The organism is Streptomyces galbus (assembly GCF_005280195.1).
Lineage (GTDB): Bacteria > Actinomycetota > Actinomycetes > Streptomycetales > Streptomycetaceae > Streptomyces > Streptomyces galbus.
In genome coordinates this window covers 142759-161183 of the sequence record NZ_SZPR01000008.1, presented here as the reverse complement: position 1 = coordinate 161183, position 18425 = coordinate 142759, and the positions used below count along the sequence as shown (strand labels likewise).

Here is an 18425-nt window from a genome sequence, read left to right as displayed (position 1 = left end):
CCTCCGCTGTCCTCAGATGTTCCGGAAGCGGTTGATGGCGTCGATGTGCTGCGCGCGCTTCTCCTCGTCGCGCACGCCCAGGCCCTCCTCGGGGGCCAGGCACAGCACGCCGACCTTGCCCTGGTGGGCGTTGCGGTGCACGTCGTGGGCGGCCTGGCCGGTGTCCTCCAGGGAGTACACCTTCGACAGGGTCGGGTGGATCTTGCCCTTGGCGATCAGGCGGTTGGCCTCCCACGCCTCACGGTAGTTGGCGAAGTGCGAGCCGATGATCCGCTTCAGCGACATCCACAGGTAGCGGTTGTCGTACTCGTGCATGTAGCCCGAGGTCGAGGCGCAGGTGGTGATGGTGCCGCCCTTGCGGGTGACGAACACCGAGGCGCCGAAGGTCTCGCGGCCGGGGTGCTCGAAGACGATGTCGATGTCCTCGCCGCCGGTGAGCTCGCGGATGCGCTTGCCGAAGCGCTTCCACTCCTTGGGGTCCTGGGTGGTCTCGTCCTTCCAGAACCTGTAGCCCTCGGCGGTGCGGTCGATGATCGCCTCGGCGCCCATGGACCGGCAGATCTCCGCCTTCTGCGGCGAGGAGACGACACAGATCGGGTTGGCGCCGCCGGCCAGCGCGAACTGCGTGGCGTACGAGCCGAGGCCGCCGCTGGCGCCCCAGATGAGCACGTTGTCGCCCTGCTTCATGCCGGCGCCGTTGCGGGAGACGAGCTGGCGGTAGGCGGTGGAGTTCACCAGGCCCGGCGCCGCGGCCTCCTCCCAGCTGAGGTGGGCCGGCTTCGGCATGAGCTGGTTGGACTTGACCAGGGCGATCTCGGCGAGGCCGCCGAAGTTGGTCTCGAAGCCCCAGATGCGCTGCTCGGGGTCGAGCATCGTGTCGTTGTGGCCGTCGGAGGACTCCAGCTCGACGGACAGGCAGTGCGCGACGACCTCGTCACCGGGCTTCCAGGCGTTGACGCCGGGGCCGGTGCGCAGGACGACGCCCGCGAGGTCGGAGCCGATGATGTGGTACGGCAGGTCGTGGCGCTTGGCCAGCTCGTTGGTGCGGCCGTAGCGCTCCAGGAAGCCGAAGGTGGACAGCGGCTCGAAGATCGAGGTCCACACCGAGTTGTAGTTCACCGAGGAGGCCATCACGGCCACCAGGGCCTCGCCCGGGCCGAGTTCCGGCACGGGCACCTCGTCGAGGTGGATCGACTTGCGCGGGTCCTTGTCACGGGTCGCCATGCCCGCGAACATCTCCGTCTCGTCCTTGTGGACGGTGATCGCGCGGTACGACTCGGGGAGCGGCAGTGCGGCGAAGTCGGCGGGGGTGGATTCCGGCGACTGGATCGCGTCCAGGATGTCCTTCACGGTCACGGTGTTGCCTCCGGCGGTGAGCGCCCTGAGGGAGGGGCGCTGAGGGTTACGTCGGTGCTGCTGAGGGATGGGGGTGCCGTCGGTTCGGCGGATGGGACTGATCGGCGGCGCGGGTGGCGCGGGAGGGTGCCTGTGACGCAGGCGTCCGGGCGCGCGAGCCCGGGAGGGGGCTTGCGGGGACAGCCGGCGTTCGCATGGTCTTCGCGCGCCGGCCGCCCGGACACCTTCAACGTATGGCACACCGTGTCACCTGGCAAGGCACTCAGTGCCAGAACTTGCTCTCAGATGAAATCTTTACGCAACATATGAGCGATGATCGATCGAACGGCCCCGGGGATCTCCCCGAAAAGGGCCTCTGACATGGCAAAACGGCCACCCCGAAGGGTGGCCGTCGTCACAGCGGGGGACTGCCTCAGCGCTCCTTGAGGGCCTGCTCGATGGTCCGCATCACCTCGTGCAGCGGCGCGTCCGTGCGCGCCACGGTCACCAGCACCTCGCCCTCGGCCGAGACCGCCGCCGGGGCCGGCCTCGGGGCCGTGGACCGGCCCGCTCCGATGCCCGTCCCGAAGGTGCGGCGCACGATCGCGAAGGCGTGGTCGAGCTGCGCCTCCACGTCCCCCTGGCCGCCCGCGCGCAGCCAGCGCCGCAGCACGTGGTTGTGGGCGGTCACCACGGCCGAGGCGGCGACCTCCGCGAGCAGCGGGTCGTCGTTGGCGTCGTCGTCGTGCGCGTGCTCGTCGAAGTGCCCCAGCAGGTAGCGGGTGAAGAGCCGCTCGTAGCGGGCCACCGACGCGATCTCCGCCTCGCGCAGGGTGGGGACCTCACGGGTGAGCTTGTAGCGGGCGACCGAGATGTCCGGCCGGGCCGCGTACATCTTCATGACCTCCTTGATGCCGCGGCACACCGTGTCCAGCGGGTGCTCGTGCGCGGGCGCGGCGTTGAGCACCGCCTCGGCGCGGATCAGGGTGTCGTCGTGGTCGGGGAAGATCGCCTCTTCCTTGGAGCGGAAGTGGCGGAAGAACGTGCGGCGGGCGACCCCGGCCGCGGCCGCGATCTCGTCGACGGTGGTCGCCTCGTACCCCTTGGTCGCGAACAACTCCATCGCCGCGGCCGCCAGTTCCCGGCGCATCTTGAGCCGCTGGGCGGCCGCGCGGCTGCCCGCGGCGCTCTCCGGGGCGTCGGGCGTGGCGGGGGTACGTGAGGACTTGGCGGGCTGGGACATGACCCGAACGTACTGCATGTCCGCAGCTCGGTGCGCCGCTCCGGCGGTTCCCCCGCCCGGCGGGGGCGGGGGAGGGGCGGCCGGGCCCAGCAGACCGCCCCAGTCCGTGTCCGCCGGGAACCGGCCGCCGGGCCGGTCAGCGCCGGGCATATTCGCGGAAGCCCCGGCCGGTCTTGCGGCCGAGGCAGCCCGCGGCCACCAGGTGCTCGAGCAGCGGGGCCGGGGCGAGCCCGGGGTCGCGGAACTCGCGGTGCAGCACCCGCTCGATGGCCAGCGAGACGTCGAGCCCGACCACGTCCAGCAGCTCGAAGGGGCCCATCGGGTAGCCGCCGCCCAGCTTCATCGCCGCGTCGATGTCGTCGAGCGAGGCGTAGTGCTCCTGGACCATCTTGACCGCGTTGTTGAGGTAGGGGAACAGCAGCGCGTTCACGATGAACCCGGCCCGGTCACCGCAGTCCACGGCGTGCTTGCGGATCGTCCCGCACACCTCGCGGACCGTCGCGTGGACGTCGTCGGCGGTCAGCACCGTGCGGACCACCTCGACCAGCTTCATGGCCGGCGCCGGGTTGAAGAAGTGCATGCCGATCACGTCCTGGGGACGCGAGGTGGCCCGGGCGCAGGCGACGACCGGCAGCGAGGAGGTGGTGGTGGCCAGGATCGCGCCCGGCTTGCACACCTTGTCCAGCGCCTCGAACAACTGCCGCTTCACGTCCAGGTCCTCGGCGACCGCCTCGACCGCGAGGTCCACGTCGGCGAAGGCGTCGTAGGAGCCCGCCGGGGTGATCCGGTCCAGGGTCTTCGCGGCCGTCTCGGCCGTCATCCGTCCCTTGTCGACGGAGCGCGCCAGGGACTTGCCGATGCGGGCCCGCGCGGCCTCGGCCTTCTCCTCGCTGCGGGCGGCCAGGACGACGTCGTAGCCCGCCTTGGCGAACACCTCCGCGATGCCGGAGGCCATGGTGCCCGAGCCCGCGACGCCGACCGAGCGCACCGGGCGGCCCGGCGTGGCCGCGGCACCCTGCGTCGGGGTCAGCGCGTCCCGCACGACGGTGGCGCTGCCGGGGGCCTCGTAGGTGTAGAAGCCGCGGCCCGTCTTGCGGCCGGTCAGGCCCGCCTCGCTGAGCTGCTTCAGGATCGGCGCCGGGGCGTGCAGCCGGTCGTGGGACTCGGCGTACATGGCGTCCAGGACGGTGCGGGCGGTGTCGACGCCGATCAGGTCCAGCAGGGCGAGCGGGCCCATCGGCAGGCCGCAGCCCAGCCGCATCGCGGCGTCGATGTCCTCGCGGGAGGCGTACTTGGACTCGTACATCGCGGCGGCCTGGTTGAGGTAGCCGAACAGCAGCCCGTCCGCGACGAACCCCGGGCGGTCGCCGACCGCGACCGGTTCCTTGCCCAGTTCGAGGGCGAGGTCGGTGACCGCGGCGACGGCCTGCGGCGCGGTCAGCACGGAGGAGACGACCTCGACCAGCTTCATGGCCGGGGCCGGGTTGAAGAAGTGCAGGCCCAGCACCCGCTCCGGGCGGGCCGAGTCGGCGGCCAGCCGGGTCACGGACAGGGCGTTGGTGCCGGTCGCCAGGACGGCCGTGGGGCGCACGATCGCGTCGAGCTCGCGGAAGACCTGCTGCTTGACCTCGTACGACTCCGGCGTCACCTCGATGACCAGGTCGGCGTCGGCCGCCGCCCGCAGGTCGGTGGAGGTGGTCACCCGGGCGAGGACGTCGGCGCGCTCCTGCTCGGTGAGCCGGCCGCGCTCGACGGCGCGGGCGGTGGAGGACTCCAGGGCGGCGACGGACCGCGCGGCCTGGGCCCCGCTGATGTCGATGCCGATGACCTGGCGGCCGGCCTTGGCCAGCACCTCGGTGATGCCGGTGCCCATGGTGCCGAGGCCGACGACGGCGACGGTACGGAGGGGGGACAGGGACGAGTCGGACTGGGGAGTGGCCATCGCGGGACTCCAGGATGAGGGTGACGACTGGGAACGCCCCCCGGTGCGCCGAGGCGGCGCACCGGGTGCGTGAGGGATGCGGGTGTCTTCGGGCTGCGAGCGCACACGCCCGGTCCTGCCGTCACCGCGGGCGCGCACACGCCCGGCCGATGAACGGAAGGGGATCCGACCGGCCCTGTCCCGGGGCCTGGTCGTACTGCGGTACCTGAGGCACCGAACCGACTGCTGCTCCCGACGGCTGCGTCACCAGGCCGTCGTGAGGCGTTGCTGCGAGTGGGTGACTCGCTCGTCTGAGCTTAACCGGCGAGTAACGAGCGCGCCAGACCCCAGCCGGATCCGAGCCGGACTCAAGTGTGTGATCTGCCTCCTGCGGTCCGCCCAGGCCGCCTACGCTCGGCGTCATGGACGAAGAGTTGCGATCACTCACGGAGCGCTTACGGCGGGAGTCGGGCGGCACGGCGGACTTCGAGCACCTCGCCGCCACCGGGGACGCCGAGGTGCTCGCCGGGGTGCTCACCGCGCCGGGGCAGCCGCTGTGGGCCCGGGAACTGGCCGCGTTCCGCCTGGGGTTGGCCGGGGACCGGCGATCGTTCGAGACCCTCGTCCTGCTGCTCAACCACCGCGACCCGCCGCGCTGCGCCTCCGCCGCCCACGCCCTCGCCCGCCTCGGCGACCCCCGCACCGCCCGCGCCGCGGCCGCGCTCGCCACCAACGAGCTGCGCGTGGCCTACGCCCTGCACCCGGTGCGGCTGCTGGTCGACCTGCGGGCCCCGGAGGCCGTGCCGGCCCTGATCACCACGCTGCGGCGGCGCCTGCGCCCGCACGACCCCTACCGGCGGGTGGCCCTGGCCTGCGTGGAGGGGCTCGGTGCCCTGGCCGACACCCGCGCCCGCCCGGTCCTCACCGAGGCACTCGCCCACCCGCCCCTCGCCGAGGCGGCGGTGCACGCGCTGGCGCGCATCCCGCGGCAGAGGTAGGGACACACCTGCTCAGGGGTGCGGCCGGTGGCGTCAGTCGGCCACCACCGCCAGGGCCTCCACCTCCAGCAGGAACTCCGGGCGGACCAGGGCCGCGACCTGGACGGCCGAGGAGGCGGGCAGGTGCTCGTCGGGCAGGTGCGCGGCGCGGGCCTCGCGCACGGCCGGCATGTGGGCCATGTCCGTGACGAAGCAGGTGAGTTTGACGACGTCGTCGAAGGTCGCTCCGGCGGCGGCCAGACAGCGGCGGAGGTTCTCGAAGACCTGCCGGGCCTGGGCCGCCGGGTCGCCCTCGCCGACGAGCGCGCCGTGTTCGTCCAGCGGGAGCTGCCCGGAGACCGCGACGAGCCGGCCCGTGGCCGTCACGACGTGCGCGTACTGGGCGGCGGGTGCGACCCCTTCGGGGGCGGGGATCCTCGTCGGTCGGCTCATGCCTCCCATGATGGATCACGGGTCCGACGCGCGGTCCCCGCCCCCGGCGCTCCTCAGCCGCGGAAGCCCAGCAGGCGGTGCAGCGTGGAGCCGCGGGCCGCACCGGAGGCGGCGGCCTCGGTGCTCAGCGGCTGCGGATCGGGCAGCGCCGCGCAGACCGCGTCGGCCTCGCCCGAGCCGCGCGGCACCGTGCCGTCGGCGAGGTACCTGGCCAGGTGGTCGTCCAGGCAGGCGTTGCCGCTCAGGGTGATGCCGTGGTTGCCGCCGCCCTGCTCGACCACCAGGCTCGAGCCGCGCAGCATCCGGTGCACCAGCGCACCGCCCTCGTACGGGGTGGCCGCGTCGTTCGTCGCCTGGAACAGCAGCACCGGCGGGAGCTTGCGGTTGGCCACGTCGACCGGGCGCAGCGAGGAGGTCGGCCAGAACGCGCAGGGCGCGTTGTACCAGGCGTTGTTCCAGGTCATGAACGGCGCCTTGCCGTACACCGCCCAGTTGTCCGCCCGCCAGCGCGACCAGGTGCGCGGCCAGGCCGCGTCCCGGCACTGCACGGCGGTGTAGACGCTGTAGCCGTTGTCGCCGGAGGCGTCCACCGCCGCGAAGTTCGCGTACGCGTCCACCAGCGGCTCGGTGTCGCCGTCGTTGACGTACGCGGCGAACGCCTCGGCGAGGTAGGGCCAGTACCCGTTGTAGTAGCCGCCCGGCAGGAAGGTGTCCTCCAGCTCCGACGCGCCCACGGTGCCGCCCGCCGGCTGCTTGGCCAGCGCCGTCCGCATCGCGTACCAACGGGCCTCGATCCGCCCGGGGTCGGTGCCGAGGTGGTACGTGGCGTCGTGCTCCCCGATCCACGCCATCAGGGCGCGGTGGCGGTCGTCGAAGGCGCGGTCCTGGGCGAGGTTGTCCTCGTACCAGACGCCGCTCGGGTCGACGATCGAGTCCAGCACCAGGCGCCGCACCCGCTCCGGGAACAGCTTGGCGTACACGGCGCCCAGGTAGGTCCCGTAGGAGTAGCCGAAGTAGTTCAGCTTGCGCGCGCCCAGGGCCCGGCGGATCGCGTCCATGTCCCGCGCCGTGTCGGGGGTGTTCAGGAACGGCAGCACGCTCGCGTACTTGCTGCCGCAGGCCGCGGCGAAGGCCTTGGCGCGCTGGACGCCGGCCCGCTCGACGGGCCGGCTCAGCGGCAGCGAGTCCGGGCGGACCGGGTCGAAGTGGCCGGGCCGGCAGTCCAGCGCGGGCGTGCTCTTGCCCACCCCGCGCGGGTCGAAGCCGACGACGTCGTACTGGGACGCCACCGCCTTGGGCAGCGCCGAGGCGACGAACCCGGCGAGGGAGAGCCCGCTGCCGCCGGGCCCGCCCGGGTTGACCAGCAGCGGTCCCTGGTACGTCGAGGAGGTGTGCGGCACCCGGGACAGCGCCAGGGTGATCTGCCGGCCCCGTGGACGGGCGTGGTCCAGCGGCACCTTCAGGGACGCGCACTGCAGGGTCGGGTAGTCGTCCGTGCCGCACTTCTTCCAGGTGAGCTGGGCCGCTCGGGCGGTCTGCGGCGGGTGCGACGGGCTGGCGTCGGCGGGCACGGCGGTGAGGGTCCCGGCCACGACGACGGCGGCGGCACCGCACAGCACGGCTGCGCGTTTTCTCATCCGGTCCTCCCAGGACGGAGGGTGAGCGGACCGCGTGGGTCACGGCCCTCGCCGCATCGTTCCGGACGGCGCGCGCGGACGAACCCGTTCCGCCGATTGTTGACCCGATCGGGCCGCGCGATGCCGTCGAACGCGCCCGAGAGCGGCCGCGTCCGGACGAGTCGGGCCCGACCCGGGATGTCCGGGGGCCTGGCGGCACGTCAGGGCCCGCGGGGCGTCCGCCGGTCAGCCCTCCTGGTAGCCGAGCGCGCTGTCGGGCCGGCAGTGCGGGCAGGCCCTCACCCCTTCGGCCAGGGCGCGCAGCGCCTGCTCCCTGCTGATGCCCCGGCTGCGCCGGGCGGCGTTCCAGCAGTCGCCGACGTGGACGTACGCCGCTCGCGTGTCGCGGTTCAGCCCCAGCTCCAGGACCCACTCCGGTGCGGGTGGGCGGGCCTCGACGCCGCGTTGCCGCTCGGCCTCCCGGCGCTCCTCCTGGGCGATCCACCAGCGGGTGCGCTCCAGGTCACGCTGCTGCACGCGCTCGAGGAAGCGCAGCAGTGCGAGACGCGACGGACCGGGATCGTTCACACGTTCGATTTTAGGGCAGGGGGAGCCGGGCCGGCCCGGTGGGGTCCGGAGCGCGCCGGGACGGGCCGGCCCGGCGGACGGGGCTCACAGCAGGGTGAGCTGGGTCGGTCCGGACGGCTCCGGCTCCGCGGCCGGCTCCGGCCGGGCGATCCGGCGGGGCATCCCCGCGCGCGCGGGGCCGATGCCGTACTCCCGCGCGAGGTCGTGGACCTGGCGGGTGATCCGCCGCTGGTACCAGGTCGGGGCGTAGGCGCCGTCCGCGTAGAGCCGCTCGTAGCGCCGCACCAGGTGCGGGTGGTGCTGCCCGAGCCACGCCATGAACCACTCGCGGGCCCCCGGCCGCAGGTGCAGCACCAGCGGGGTGACCGAGGTGGCCCCGGCGGTCGCGATCGCCCGTACGGTGGCGCGCAGCTGGGCCGGCTCGTCGCCGAGGAAGGGGATCACCGGCGCCATCAGGACACCGCAGCCCAGTCCGTGGTCGGTGAGGGTGCGCACCACCTCCAGGCGCCGCTCGGGGGCCGGGGTGCCGGGCTCGACGGTCCGCCACAGCTCGCGGTCGGTGAAGCCGACCGAGACGGAGACGCCCACGTCGGTGACGTCCGCGGCCTGGCGCAGCAGGTCGAGGTCGCGCAGGATCAGCGTGCCCTTGGTGAGGATGGAGAACGGGTTCGCCCGGTCGCGCAGCGCCGACAGGATGCCCGGCATCAGCCGGTAGCGGCCCTCGGCGCGCTGGTAGCAGTCGACGTTGGTGCCCATCGCCACGTGGTCGCCGTGCCAGCGGGGCGAGGCGAGCTGGCGCCGCAGCACCTCCGGGGCGTTGACCTTGACCACGATCTGGGTGTCGAAGCCGATCCCGGTGTCGAGGTCCAGGTAGCTGTGCGTCTTGCGGGCGAAGCAGTAGACGCACGCGTGCGTGCAGCCGCGGTAGGGGTTGACCGTCCACTCGAAGGGCATGCGCGAGGCGCCCGGCACCCGGTTCAGGATCGAGCGGGCCCGGATCTCGTGGAACGTGATGCCGCGGAACTCCGGCGTGTCGAACGTGCGGGTGGTGACCGCGTCCGCGCCGAACAGCGCGGCGTCGGCCCGGCCGTGACCGGAACCCGCGGGCTCTGCGGGTTCCGCGGGTTCCGCGGGTTCCACTGTGAGGTTCTCCCAGCGCATGACGCCTCCTCGGTAGCGCGGACCCCACAATAGAACATCTGTTCCCATGATCGTGCGCGTGCTTTCGGCGGGCGCTCCGCGAGGGCCCGCGCCGGCCGCTTGCGGGGCCCCGATTTGGGCGGCCGACGGCTGGGGTGGTTGGCTTGCCCCAGCCCCGAGAAACCAGGACGTGGAGGAACTCAATGGCGCAGGTCGAGGCCACGACGGAACGGGTCGTCGCGGCGGACCCGGAGACGGTGTTCGACGCGATCGCCGACTACAGCGGCACGCGCGGCAAGCTGCTGCCCGAGCAGTTCAGCGAGTACGAGGTGCGCGAGGGCGGCGACGGCGAGGGCACCCTGGTGCACTGGAAGCTCCAGGCCACCAGCAAGCGGGTGCGCGACTGCCTCCTGGAGGTCAGCGAGCCGACCGACGGCGAGCTCGTCGAGAAGGACCGCAACTCCTCCATGGTCACCACCTGGCGCGTCACGCCCGCGGGCGAGGGCCGCTCCCGGGTCGTGGTGACCACCACCTGGCAGGGCGCCGGCGGCATCGGCGGCTTCTTCGAGAAGACCTTCGCGCCCAAGGGGCTCGGCCGGATCTATGACGCGATCCTCGCCCGGCTCGCCGCCGAGGTCGAGAAGCCGGCGTAACCTCCGCCCCTTCCTTGGGGGTTGGGCTCCGCTGACCCCCGTCACCGGTTCGAGTGGTTCTCCTTTCGGACCGGTTCGACGCCGTAACTCGTCGTGCTTGCTCGGAGTTGTCGCTTTACGCGGGAATTGTGCGGCAGGTGCGACGAGGGGAGCGGCAGGTGCGCGGGAGCACACTGGAGCGGGACGCCGGGGCGGGAACCGCGGGGGCGGCCCGGGAGGGCCGGGCGACCGGGGCGGCGGCCGCGCCGGACGCGGTGGGCCTCCCGTCCGACACGGCGCCCCCGGCGCCCGAACCCGGCACCCGCCGGGTGCGGTTGGTCTTCTTCGCGCTGATGCTCGCGCTGCTGCTGGCGGCGCTGGAGCAGATGATCGTCGCGACCGCCCTGCCCAGGATCGTCGGCGAACTCCACGGCCTGGACAAGATGTCCTGGGCGATCACCGCCTACCTGCTCACCGCCACCGTCGGCCTGCCGGTCTACGGCAAGCTAGGTGACCTCCTCGGCCGCAAGGGCGTCTTCCAGTTCGCCATCGTCGTCTTCGTCATCGGCTCCGGACTCGCCGGCCGGGCACAGACCATGGACCAGCTCATCGCCTTCCGGGCGGTCCAGGGCGTCGGCGCGGGCGGGCTGATGATCGGCGTCCAGGCGATCATCGCGGACATCGTGCCGCCCCGGCAGCGCGGCCGCTTCATGGGCCTCATCGGCGCCGCGTTCGGCCTGGCCTCGGTGGCCGGGCCCCTGCTCGGCGGCTACTTCACCGACCACCTGTCCTGGCGCTGGTGCTTCTACATCAACGTCCCCTTCGGACTGGTGACCCTCGCCGTCGTCGCCACCGTGCTGAAGCTCCCCAAGCCCCGCACCCGGCCGCGGTTCGACGTCGTCGGCACGCTGCTGCTCGCGGCCGCCTCCACCTGCCTGGTCCTGCTGACCAGTTGGGGCGGCACCGAGCACGCCTGGGACTCGCGCGTCATCCTCGGCCTCGGCGCCGGAGCGGTCCTCGCCACCGCGCTCTTCCTCGTCGCCGAGCGCTTCGCCGCCGAACCCCTCATGCCGCTGCGGCTGTTCCGCGACTCCGTCTTCACCGTCACCGGCCTGGTGGGCCTCGTCATCGGCGTCGCGCTGTTCGGCGCCGCGAGCTACCTGCCGACCTTCCTGCAGATGGTGGACGGCGCCTCCGCCACCGAGTCGGGGCTGCTGATGCTGCCCATGATGGGCGGCATCGTCGTGGCGTCCATCGTCTCCGGGCAGCTCATCAGCCACACCGGCCGCTACCGGCCCTACCCGATCCTCGGCTCGGCGCTCGCCGCGACCGGCATGTGGCTGCTCTCCCGCCTGGAGGTCGACACCCCCCGGCTGCAGTACAGCCTGTCGATGGCCGTGCTGGGTGCCGGCATCGGCATGGTGATGCCCGTCCTGATCCTCGCCGTGCAGAACTCCGTGCGCCCCGCCGACCTCGGCACCGCCACCAGCGCCAACAACTACTTCCGCCAGATCGGCGGCAGCGTGGGCGCCGCCGTCTTCGGCACCCTCTTCGCCGACCGGCTCGCCGACGCCCTCGCCGACCGGCTGCCCGCCCGCACGGGCGCCGCGCTGCCCGACGCCGAGTCGATCACCCCCCAGCTCGTGCACACCCTGCCCCCGGCGCTGCGCGACGCCTACATCCACGCCTACGCCGACGCCATGCCGAGGATCTTCCTCTACCTGGTGCCGGTCCTCCTGCTCGGCCTGCTCCTCGCCTTCTTCCTCAAGGAGACCCCCCTGGTGAACACCGCCGCCGCGACCGCCCACACGCCCACCACCGGGACGGAGACCGAGCCCGTGACCCACCCGCACCCGCAGACCGTCCCGCACCCCGCGGGCGGCGGCACCCCCGTCGCCTCCCGGGCGCCGCAGACGCCCGGCGTCGCCGTCTGCGGCACGGTCCAGCACTCCGACGGGACCGTGGTGCCCCGCGCGGCCCTCACCCTCATCGACGTCGCCGGGCAGCAGGTCGGACGCGGCGCGAGCGGGGAAGACGGACGGTACGCGCTGGCCGCGCCCGGCTCCGGTTCGTACGTCCTGATCGCCGCCGCGGGCGGGCACCAGCCGCAGGCCGTCTCCGTCACCGTCGGCGAGCGCCCCGTCGAGCTGGACGTCGTCCTCGGCGGCGCCGGACGCCTCGCCGGCAGCGTCGTCACCGCCGACGGCACCCCGGTGCGCGACGCCACCGTCACCCTCACCAACGTCCACGGCGAGGTCGTCGCCAGCACCCGCAGCGCACGCGAGGGCGGCTACGTCATCACCGAACTGGTCGCCGGCGAGTACACCCTGGCGGCCAGCGCGCCCGCCTTCCGCCCGGCCGCGCTCCCGGTCAGCGTGCAGGCCTCCCGCGAGACCCGCCAGGACATCGAACTCGCCGGCGGCGCGGTGCTGCGCGGCACCGTCCGCGCGAGCGGGGGCCGGCCGGTGGAGGACGCCCGCGTGACGCTGCTGGACGCGGCGGGCAACGTCGTGGACACCCTCACCACGGGCCCCGACGGCACGTTCCGCTTCGTCGACCTGTCGTCCGGCGAGTACACCGTGATCGCCGCCGGCTACCCGCCGGTCGCGACCGTCCTCCAGGTCGCCGGCGGCGGCCGCACCGAGCGTGACCTGCAGCTCGGCCACGAGGACTGACACCGCCCGGCGGCGGGAGCGCTCCCGCCGCCCGGCCCGGCAGGCGCCCGGACGGCACGGCCTACCCCGCCGGACCACGGTCGAAACAATTCCGGGATTGACGCACACACGCCACACCCGCGCCGTACGGTGGGCCCAGCGGAACAGATCTTGCACAGCTCTGGGGAGAGAGGGCCTGGGCCATGGACCGTGGCACCGAGAGGGAAACGCCTCCCAGCCGCGGAACGGACACCGCAGGGCCGGGGGACCCCGCGGACGCCGGACGCGTCCCGCTGGCCGTGGTCGTGGTGGACCGCGAGGGCCTCGTGTCGCACTGGAGCAGCGGCGCCCGACGGCTGTTCGGCGTCCCCAGGGAGGAGGCCGTCGGAGAGCCCGCGGTCGACCTGCTGCCCGTCTCCGGCGTGCTGCCCGAGGTGGACGACGACCTCCCGTACGACGACTTCGCCGCCCTCGACGGGCTCGGTCCCGGTCTGGGCAGCTCGCTCGACCACGGCCTGTCCTACCCGGCCGCGGGCCGCGCCCGGCTGTCCGTGCCCCGCCGCGAGGACCGGCCGCCCGTGGACCCCGGCGACCGCGTCGACGTGCTGTGGTGGGCCTACCCGCTCGTCGGGCCCGGCCGGGAGCGGCTGCTGGTGCTCGCCGCGGACGCGGCCGCACTGCACGAGCGGGACGGCGGGGGCGGTGACGGCCACGGCGACGGCGACGGCACGGACGGTGCCGGGGGCCCCGGGGGCGTCGGCGATCCGTTCGCCGTGGAGTGGATCGCGCCCGGCTTCGCCCTGCACACCGACTTCCCCGGCGCCGAGGACCTCGCCGCGAGGCTCCCTGAGATCCTGCCCAGCATGAGCGTCGGGGAGAGCGCCCGCATCGTCTCCCAGGTCCTCGAACTGGGCTACCCGGTCCTGGAGTTCAGCCAGAACGCGCGCGTCCCGGTCACCCCGGACTGGGGCGTCTCGCGCCGGGTGGAGCGCCGGGCGCGCCGCGAGCGGGCGGCCCGGGCCGCCGCCGAGGGCCTGCCGATACCGGACGACCTCGCCGACGAGGCCGAGGACCTGGAGCACGCCGCCGTCCGCGAGCGCCTGGAGTTCCTGAACGAGGTCAGCGGCCGGATCGGCACCTCGCTCGACCTCGCCCGCACCATCGTCGAGGTCAGCAAGGCCGTCGTGCCCCGCTTCACCGACGTCGCCGGCACCTACCTGCGCGAACAGGTCGTCGCCGGGGAGGGGTTCGCCGAGGGGGTGCCCGACACGACCACCCTGTGGCACCGGGTGGCCCTCGAACACACCGACGAACCCGGCCGCTGGGACGACGTCGTGCCCGTCGGCGAGGCGATGCCGTTCCCCGCGCACACCCCGTTCTTCCAGTGCATGACGACCGGCGAGCCCGTCCTGGTGCCGCGGATCAGCGAGCAGCTCGGCCACGCCATCGCCTCGCAGTTCGACAAGCGCGACATCCGGCCCCTGATCACCGGCCGTTCGATGCTGGTCGTGCCGCTGAAGGCCCGCAACGTCGTCCTCGGCTTCATGATCCTGCTGCGCCACCCCGAGCGCGCCGAGTTCAACGACATGGACAAGGTCACCGGCGCCGAACTCGCCGCCCGCGCGGGCCTCGTCCTGGACAACGCCCGCATGTACACGTACCAGCAGAGCGTCGCCGAGACCCTCCAGGACAGCATGCTGCCGCACATCCCGCCGCACCGGACGGGCTGCGACATCGCCACCCGCTACCTGCCCGGCACGCTCCTCGGCCGGGTCGGCGGCGACTGGTTCGACTCGGTGAAGCTCCCCGGCGCCCGCACCGCGCTGGTCGTCGGCGACGTGATGGGCCACGGCCTCAACTCGGCCGCGATGATGGGCCAGTTGCGGACGGCCGTGCAGACCATGGCCGCCCTCGACCTGCCGCCCGCCCAGTTGCTGCGCAACCTCGACGACCTCGCCCAGCGCCTCGGCGACGGCTACCTCGCGACCTGCCTGTACGCCGTCTACGACCCGATCGCGGGCGTGCTGCACCTGGCCAACGCCGGTCACATCCCGCCCGTGCTGGTGCGCGCCGAGGACGGCCGCAGCGAACTGCTGGAGCTGCCCACCGGCGCCCCCATCGGCGTCGGCGGGGTGCCCTTCGAGACGGTCCGGGTGCCCGTCGAGCCCGGCGACCGGCTGGTGATGTGCACCGACGGTCTGGTGGAGATGCGCGGCGAGGACATCGGGGTGGGCCTGGCGACCCTGTGCGCCTCGGCCGCCCACCCGGCGGCCTCCATGGACGACGCCTGCGACACCATCATCCGCGCCCTGAACACCCGCGGCGGCCGCAAGGACGACGTGGCCCTGCTGATGGCGCGCCTCAACGGCATCGCCCCGCAGGACGTCGCCGAGTGGCGTTTCCCGCCCGAGCCCGCCCAGGTCGGGCGCGCCCGCGCCGTCGTGCGCGAGCAGCTCCACGACTGGGGCCTGCCCCGGCTCGCGGACCCGGCTGAGCTGATGGTCAGCGAACTGGTCACCAACGCCGTGCGGCACACCCGCGCCCGCCCGGTCGAGGTCCGGCTGGTGCGCGGCGACACGCTGCTGTGCGAGGTGGACGACGACGACCACGAGCTGCCCGTCCTGCGCAACGCCGGGCCCGAGGCGGCGGCCGGACGCGGACTGCGCGTGGTCAGCGCCCTGGCCCGCGAGTGGGGCACCAGCCGTACCGGCGCCGGGAAGACGGTCTGGTTCGAGCTGACCCTGCCGCGCCGCTGAGGGAACGGGGAATCGCGGCGCCCAGGGCACGAACAGCGCGTGAAGGACGTGAAGTTGTGCGCCGGGCGCTTGTCCGTGCGCCCCCGGGGCGATAGACCGTACGGGACCGTCACCCACGACGGATCGGCCGTGCACCCCGGGGAGTCGGGCATGAGCGTGAGCAGTCGGTACCGGGAGGCCTGGGAAGGCTTCTGGCGCGAGGCGCCCGGCGCACCCGGGGAGGTGTTCTGGGACGCGGACCCGGCGCTCACCGCCGCCCTCCACCTGCCCCTGCTCGAACCCCATCTGCTCGACGGCGCACTGCCGTGGGTGGACCTCGGCTGCGGCAACGGCACCCAGACCCGCTTCCTCGCCGGCCGCTTCCCCCACGTCGTCGGCGTCGACCTGGCCGCCGCCGCCCTGGACCACGCCCGCCGCGCCGACCCCGCCGGACGGGCGGCGTACCGGCTGCTGAACGCCGCCGACCAGGGCGAGACGGAGGCGCTCCACGCCGAACTCGGCGACGCCAACGTGTACATGCGCGGCGTGCTGCACCAGTGCGACCCCGACGACCGGCAGCCCCTGGTCGACGGGATCGCCACGCTCGTGGGACGCCGCGGACGCGTGCTCCTCGTCGAACTGTCCGAGGCGGCACGGCCCGTGCTCGGGGGACTGGCCCAGGGTCCGTCCGGCCCCCCGCCGAAACTGGCGCCCATATTCCGCCACGGCATAGCGCCCGGCGAGGTCGCCGACGACGCGGTGCCGCGCTACCTGAGCGCCGCCGGCCTGACCGTCCTCGCCTCGGGGCGGGCGCCGCTCACCACGACCGAGGCCGGCCCCGACGGCACCCCGGTCCGCCTGCCGTCCACCTGGCTCGTGGCCGGACGCGAGGACTGAGCCGGGGAGCGGGGGCCGCGGGGCGCGCGGCCACCGGCACCCGAACGCCCCCCACCTGCCCCCTTCGTGACGCGGCCCCGTCCCCCCGCGTAACGTGCGCAGCATGAAACTCCTCATCAGCGCCGACATGGAGGGCGCCACCGGCGTGACCTGGCCCGCCGACGTGTTGCCGGGGACGCCCCAGTGGGAACGGTGCCGGGCGATGTTCACCTCCGACGTGAACGCCGCCGTGCTCGGCTTCCACGACGGCGGGGCCGACGAGGTGCTGATCAACGAGGCGCACTGGACGATGCGCAACCTGCTCCTGGAACACCTCGACGACCGGGCGCAGATGCTCACCGGCCGGCACAAGGCGCTGTCCATGGTGGAGGGCGTGCAGCACGGCGACGTGGACGGCATCGCGTTCATCGGCTACCACGCGGGCGCCGGAATGGAAGGCGTCCTCGCCCACACCTACCTCGCCAACCAGATCACCGGCGTGTGGCTGAACGACGTACGCGCCAGCGAGGGCCTGCTCAACGCGCACGTCGTCGCCGAGTACGGCGTGCCCGTCGTGCTGGTCACCGGCGACGACCTGGCCTGCGAGGACGCCCTCGGCTACGCCCCGGAGGCGCTGAAGGTGGCCGTGAAGGACCACGTGTCGCGGTACGCGGCCGTGTGCCGGACCCCGGCCCGCACCGCCGCCGACATCCGGGCCGCCGCCCAGCAGGCCGTGGCGCTGGCGGGCCGACGGGATCCGGTCACCGGTGGACCGTATACAGTCGCCGTCGAGTTCGACGCCGAACACCTGGCGACGGCCGTCACGGTCGTGCCCGGCGTCGGCCGCATCGGCGAGCGCAAGGTCGCCTACACGCACGAAACGATGTACGAGGCGATCCGCACCTTCAAGGCGGTCACCACGATCGCCTCGGCCGCGGTGGAGGAGCAGTATGGCTGACGGGCAGGCGCTGGACGAGGTCGTGCGGTTCACCTCGGACCTGATCCGCATCGACACGACCAACCGGGGCGGCGGGGACTGCCGGGAGCGGCCCGCCGCCGAGTACGCGGCCGAACAGCTCGCCGGCGCCGGTCTGGAGCCCGTGCTCCTGGAGAACACCCCGGGCCGCACCAACGTGGTGGCCCGCGTCGAGGGCAGCGACCCGTCCGCCGACGCGCTGCTCCTGCACGGCCACCTGGACGTGGTGCCCGCCGAGGCCGCCGACTGGCGCGTGCACCCCTTCTCCGGCGAGGTCCGCGACGGCGTCGTGTGGGGGCGCGGCGCGGTCGACATGAAGAACATGGACGCGATGATCCTCGCGGTCGTGCGCGCCTGGGCCCGGCAGGGCGTGCGGCCCCGGCGGGACGTCGTCATCGCCTTCACCGCCGACGAGGAGGCCAGCGCCGAGGACGGCTCCGGCTTCCTCGCCGACCGCCACCCCGGCCTGTTCGAGGGCTGCACCGAGGGCGTCAGCGAGTCCGGCGCGTTCACCTTCCATGACGGCGCCGGCCGGCAGATCTACCCGATCGCCGCGGGGGAGCGCGGCACCGGCTGGCTGAAGCTCACCGCGCGCGGCCGCGCCGGACACGGCTCCAAGGTCAACCAGGAGAACGCGGTCACCCGGCTCGCCGCGGCGATCACCCGGATCGGCGAGTACGAGTGGCCGCTGCGGCTCACCCCGACCGTGCGGGCCGCGCTCACCGAACTGGCCGCGCTGTACGGCATCGAGACTGACCTGAGCGACGTCGACGGCCTGCTGGACAAGCTCGGGCCGGCCGCCCACCTGGTCGAGTCGACCGTGCGCAACAGCGCCAACCCGACGATGCTGTCCGCCGGTTACAAGGTGAACGTGGTCCCCGGCCAGGCCGTCGCCCACGTCGACGGACGCCATCTCGCGGGCCACGAGGAGGAGTTCCGCGCCACCCTCGACGAGCTGACCGGACCCTACGTGGACTGGGAGTTCGACCACCGCGAGGTCGCCCTGCAGGCCCCGGTGGACTCCCCGACCTACGCCCGGATGGCCGACGCGGTACGGGAGTTCGCGCCCGAGGGACACGTGGTGCCGTACTGCATGTCCGGCGGCACCGACGCCAAGCAGTTCTCCCGGCTCGGCATCACCGGCTACGGGTTCACCCCGCTGAAACTGCCCGAGGGCTACGACTACCAGGCCATGTTCCACGGGGTCGACGAGCGCGTCCCGGTCGACGCGCTGCACTTCGGCGTCCGCGTCCTCGACCGGTTCCTGCGGACGGCCTAG

The 18425-nt window shown here is 73.6% G+C and carries 14 protein-coding genes; 7 read left to right on the top strand and 7 right to left on the bottom strand.

What is annotated here, in order from left to right; genetic code table 11:
• Nucleotides 1-12: 12 nt before the first annotated feature.
• The 3 genes from ccrA to E4U92_RS05215 form a co-directional block, all read right to left on the bottom strand.
• Entirely contained in the window at nt 13-1356 is a 1344-nt protein-coding gene (gene ccrA, locus E4U92_RS05225; RefSeq protein ID WP_137299060.1) for a crotonyl-CoA carboxylase/reductase, read from the bottom strand.
• Nucleotides 1357-1768: 412 nt separating this feature from the next.
• Nucleotides 1769-2578, bottom strand: coding sequence for a TetR family transcriptional regulator (locus E4U92_RS05220; protein WP_229861981.1), 810 nt, complete (start codon nt 2576-2578; stop codon nt 1769-1771).
• Nucleotides 2579-2714: 136 nt separating this feature from the next.
• Nucleotides 2715-4520 carry a 3-hydroxyacyl-CoA dehydrogenase family protein gene (locus E4U92_RS05215; RefSeq protein ID WP_137299058.1) on the bottom strand — a complete coding sequence of 602 codons (1806 nt, stop codon included), beginning with the start codon at nt 4518-4520 and terminating at the stop codon, nt 2715-2717.
• A gap of 401 nt (nt 4521-4921) precedes the next feature.
• Here E4U92_RS05215 and E4U92_RS05210 point away from each other — a divergent pair, with 401 nt between their 5' ends.
• On the top strand, nt 4922-5497 hold the full coding sequence (locus E4U92_RS05210) for an adenylosuccinate lyase (RefSeq protein ID WP_137299057.1): 576 nt from the start codon (nt 4922-4924) through the stop codon (nt 5495-5497).
• A 33-nt stretch (nt 5498-5530) separates the two neighbouring features.
• On the opposite strand, the gene E4U92_RS05205 is transcribed toward E4U92_RS05210, so the two are convergent.
• The 4 genes from E4U92_RS05205 to E4U92_RS05190 form a co-directional block, all read right to left on the bottom strand.
• Entirely contained in the window at nt 5531-5929 is a 399-nt protein-coding gene (locus E4U92_RS05205; RefSeq protein ID WP_137299056.1) for a RidA family protein, read from the bottom strand.
• A gap of 53 nt (nt 5930-5982) precedes the next feature.
• Complete coding sequence (locus E4U92_RS05200) at nt 5983-7566, bottom strand: alpha/beta hydrolase (RefSeq protein ID WP_137299055.1); 1584 nt, start codon at nt 7564-7566, stop codon at nt 5983-5985.
• Between the two features lie 225 nt (nt 7567-7791).
• Complete coding sequence (locus tag E4U92_RS05195) at nt 7792-8133, bottom strand: DUF6233 domain-containing protein (RefSeq protein WP_137299054.1); 342 nt, start codon at nt 8131-8133, stop codon at nt 7792-7794.
• 84 nt (nt 8134-8217) lie between these two features.
• Entirely contained in the window at nt 8218-9294 is a 1077-nt protein-coding gene (locus E4U92_RS05190) for an Rv2578c family radical SAM protein (RefSeq protein WP_168725034.1), read from the bottom strand.
• 182 nt (nt 9295-9476) lie between these two features.
• Between E4U92_RS05190 and E4U92_RS05185 the strand changes: the two genes are divergently transcribed.
• From E4U92_RS05185 to E4U92_RS05160, 6 genes are all read left to right on the top strand, one after another.
• Complete coding sequence (locus E4U92_RS05185; protein ID WP_137299053.1) at nt 9477-9926, top strand: SRPBCC family protein; 450 nt, start codon at nt 9477-9479, stop codon at nt 9924-9926.
• A 254-nt stretch (nt 9927-10180) separates the two neighbouring features.
• The gene (locus E4U92_RS05180) at nt 10181-12580 is read left to right on the top strand and encodes an MFS transporter (protein ID WP_229862102.1); all 2400 of its coding nucleotides are present in this window, start codon (nt 10181-10183) and stop codon (nt 12578-12580) included.
• Nucleotides 12581-12762: 182 nt separating this feature from the next.
• Nucleotides 12763-15315, top strand: a complete 2553-nt coding sequence (locus E4U92_RS05175) for an ATP-binding SpoIIE family protein phosphatase (protein WP_137299052.1) — start codon at nt 12763-12765, stop codon at nt 15313-15315.
• A 150-nt stretch (nt 15316-15465) separates the two neighbouring features.
• Complete coding sequence (locus tag E4U92_RS05170) at nt 15466-16191, top strand: class I SAM-dependent methyltransferase (protein WP_137299051.1); 726 nt, start codon at nt 15466-15468, stop codon at nt 16189-16191.
• Nucleotides 16192-16294: 103 nt separating this feature from the next.
• Complete coding sequence (locus E4U92_RS05165; protein WP_137299050.1) at nt 16295-17128, top strand: M55 family metallopeptidase; 834 nt, start codon at nt 16295-16297, stop codon at nt 17126-17128.
• Nucleotides 17121-18425, top strand: coding sequence for a M20/M25/M40 family metallo-hydrolase (locus E4U92_RS05160; protein WP_137299049.1), 1305 nt, complete (start codon nt 17121-17123; stop codon nt 18423-18425). Before E4U92_RS05165 ends, E4U92_RS05160 begins: the two co-directional genes overlap by 8 nt.

Bases quoted from the DNA above. Each gene is read 5' to 3' on its own strand.
- E4U92_RS05170 (WP_137299051.1), top strand. From the start codon at position 15,466: ATGAGCGTGAGCAGTCGGTACCGGGAGGCCTGGGAAGGCTTCTGGCGC.
- E4U92_RS05215 (WP_137299058.1), bottom strand. From the start codon at position 4,520: ATGGCCACTCCCCAGTCCGACTCGTCCCTGTCCCCCCTCCGTACCGTC.
- E4U92_RS05175 (WP_137299052.1), top strand. From the start codon at position 12,763: ATGGACCGTGGCACCGAGAGGGAAACGCCTCCCAGCCGCGGAACGGAC.
- E4U92_RS05165 (WP_137299050.1), top strand. From the start codon at position 16,295: ATGAAACTCCTCATCAGCGCCGACATGGAGGGCGCCACCGGCGTGACC.
- E4U92_RS05190 (WP_168725034.1), bottom strand. From the start codon at position 9,294: ATGCGCTGGGAGAACCTCACAGTGGAACCCGCGGAACCCGCGGAACCC.
- E4U92_RS05210 (WP_137299057.1), top strand. From the start codon at position 4,922: ATGGACGAAGAGTTGCGATCACTCACGGAGCGCTTACGGCGGGAGTCG.
- E4U92_RS05200 (WP_137299055.1), bottom strand. From the start codon at position 7,566: ATGAGAAAACGCGCAGCCGTGCTGTGCGGTGCCGCCGCCGTCGTCGTG.
- E4U92_RS05220 (WP_229861981.1), bottom strand. From the start codon at position 2,578: ATGTCCCAGCCCGCCAAGTCCTCACGTACCCCCGCCACGCCCGACGCC.
- E4U92_RS05160 (WP_137299049.1), top strand. From the start codon at position 17,121: ATGGCTGACGGGCAGGCGCTGGACGAGGTCGTGCGGTTCACCTCGGAC.
- E4U92_RS05185 (WP_137299053.1), top strand. From the start codon at position 9,477: ATGGCGCAGGTCGAGGCCACGACGGAACGGGTCGTCGCGGCGGACCCG.
- E4U92_RS05205 (WP_137299056.1), bottom strand. From the start codon at position 5,929: ATGAGCCGACCGACGAGGATCCCCGCCCCCGAAGGGGTCGCACCCGCC.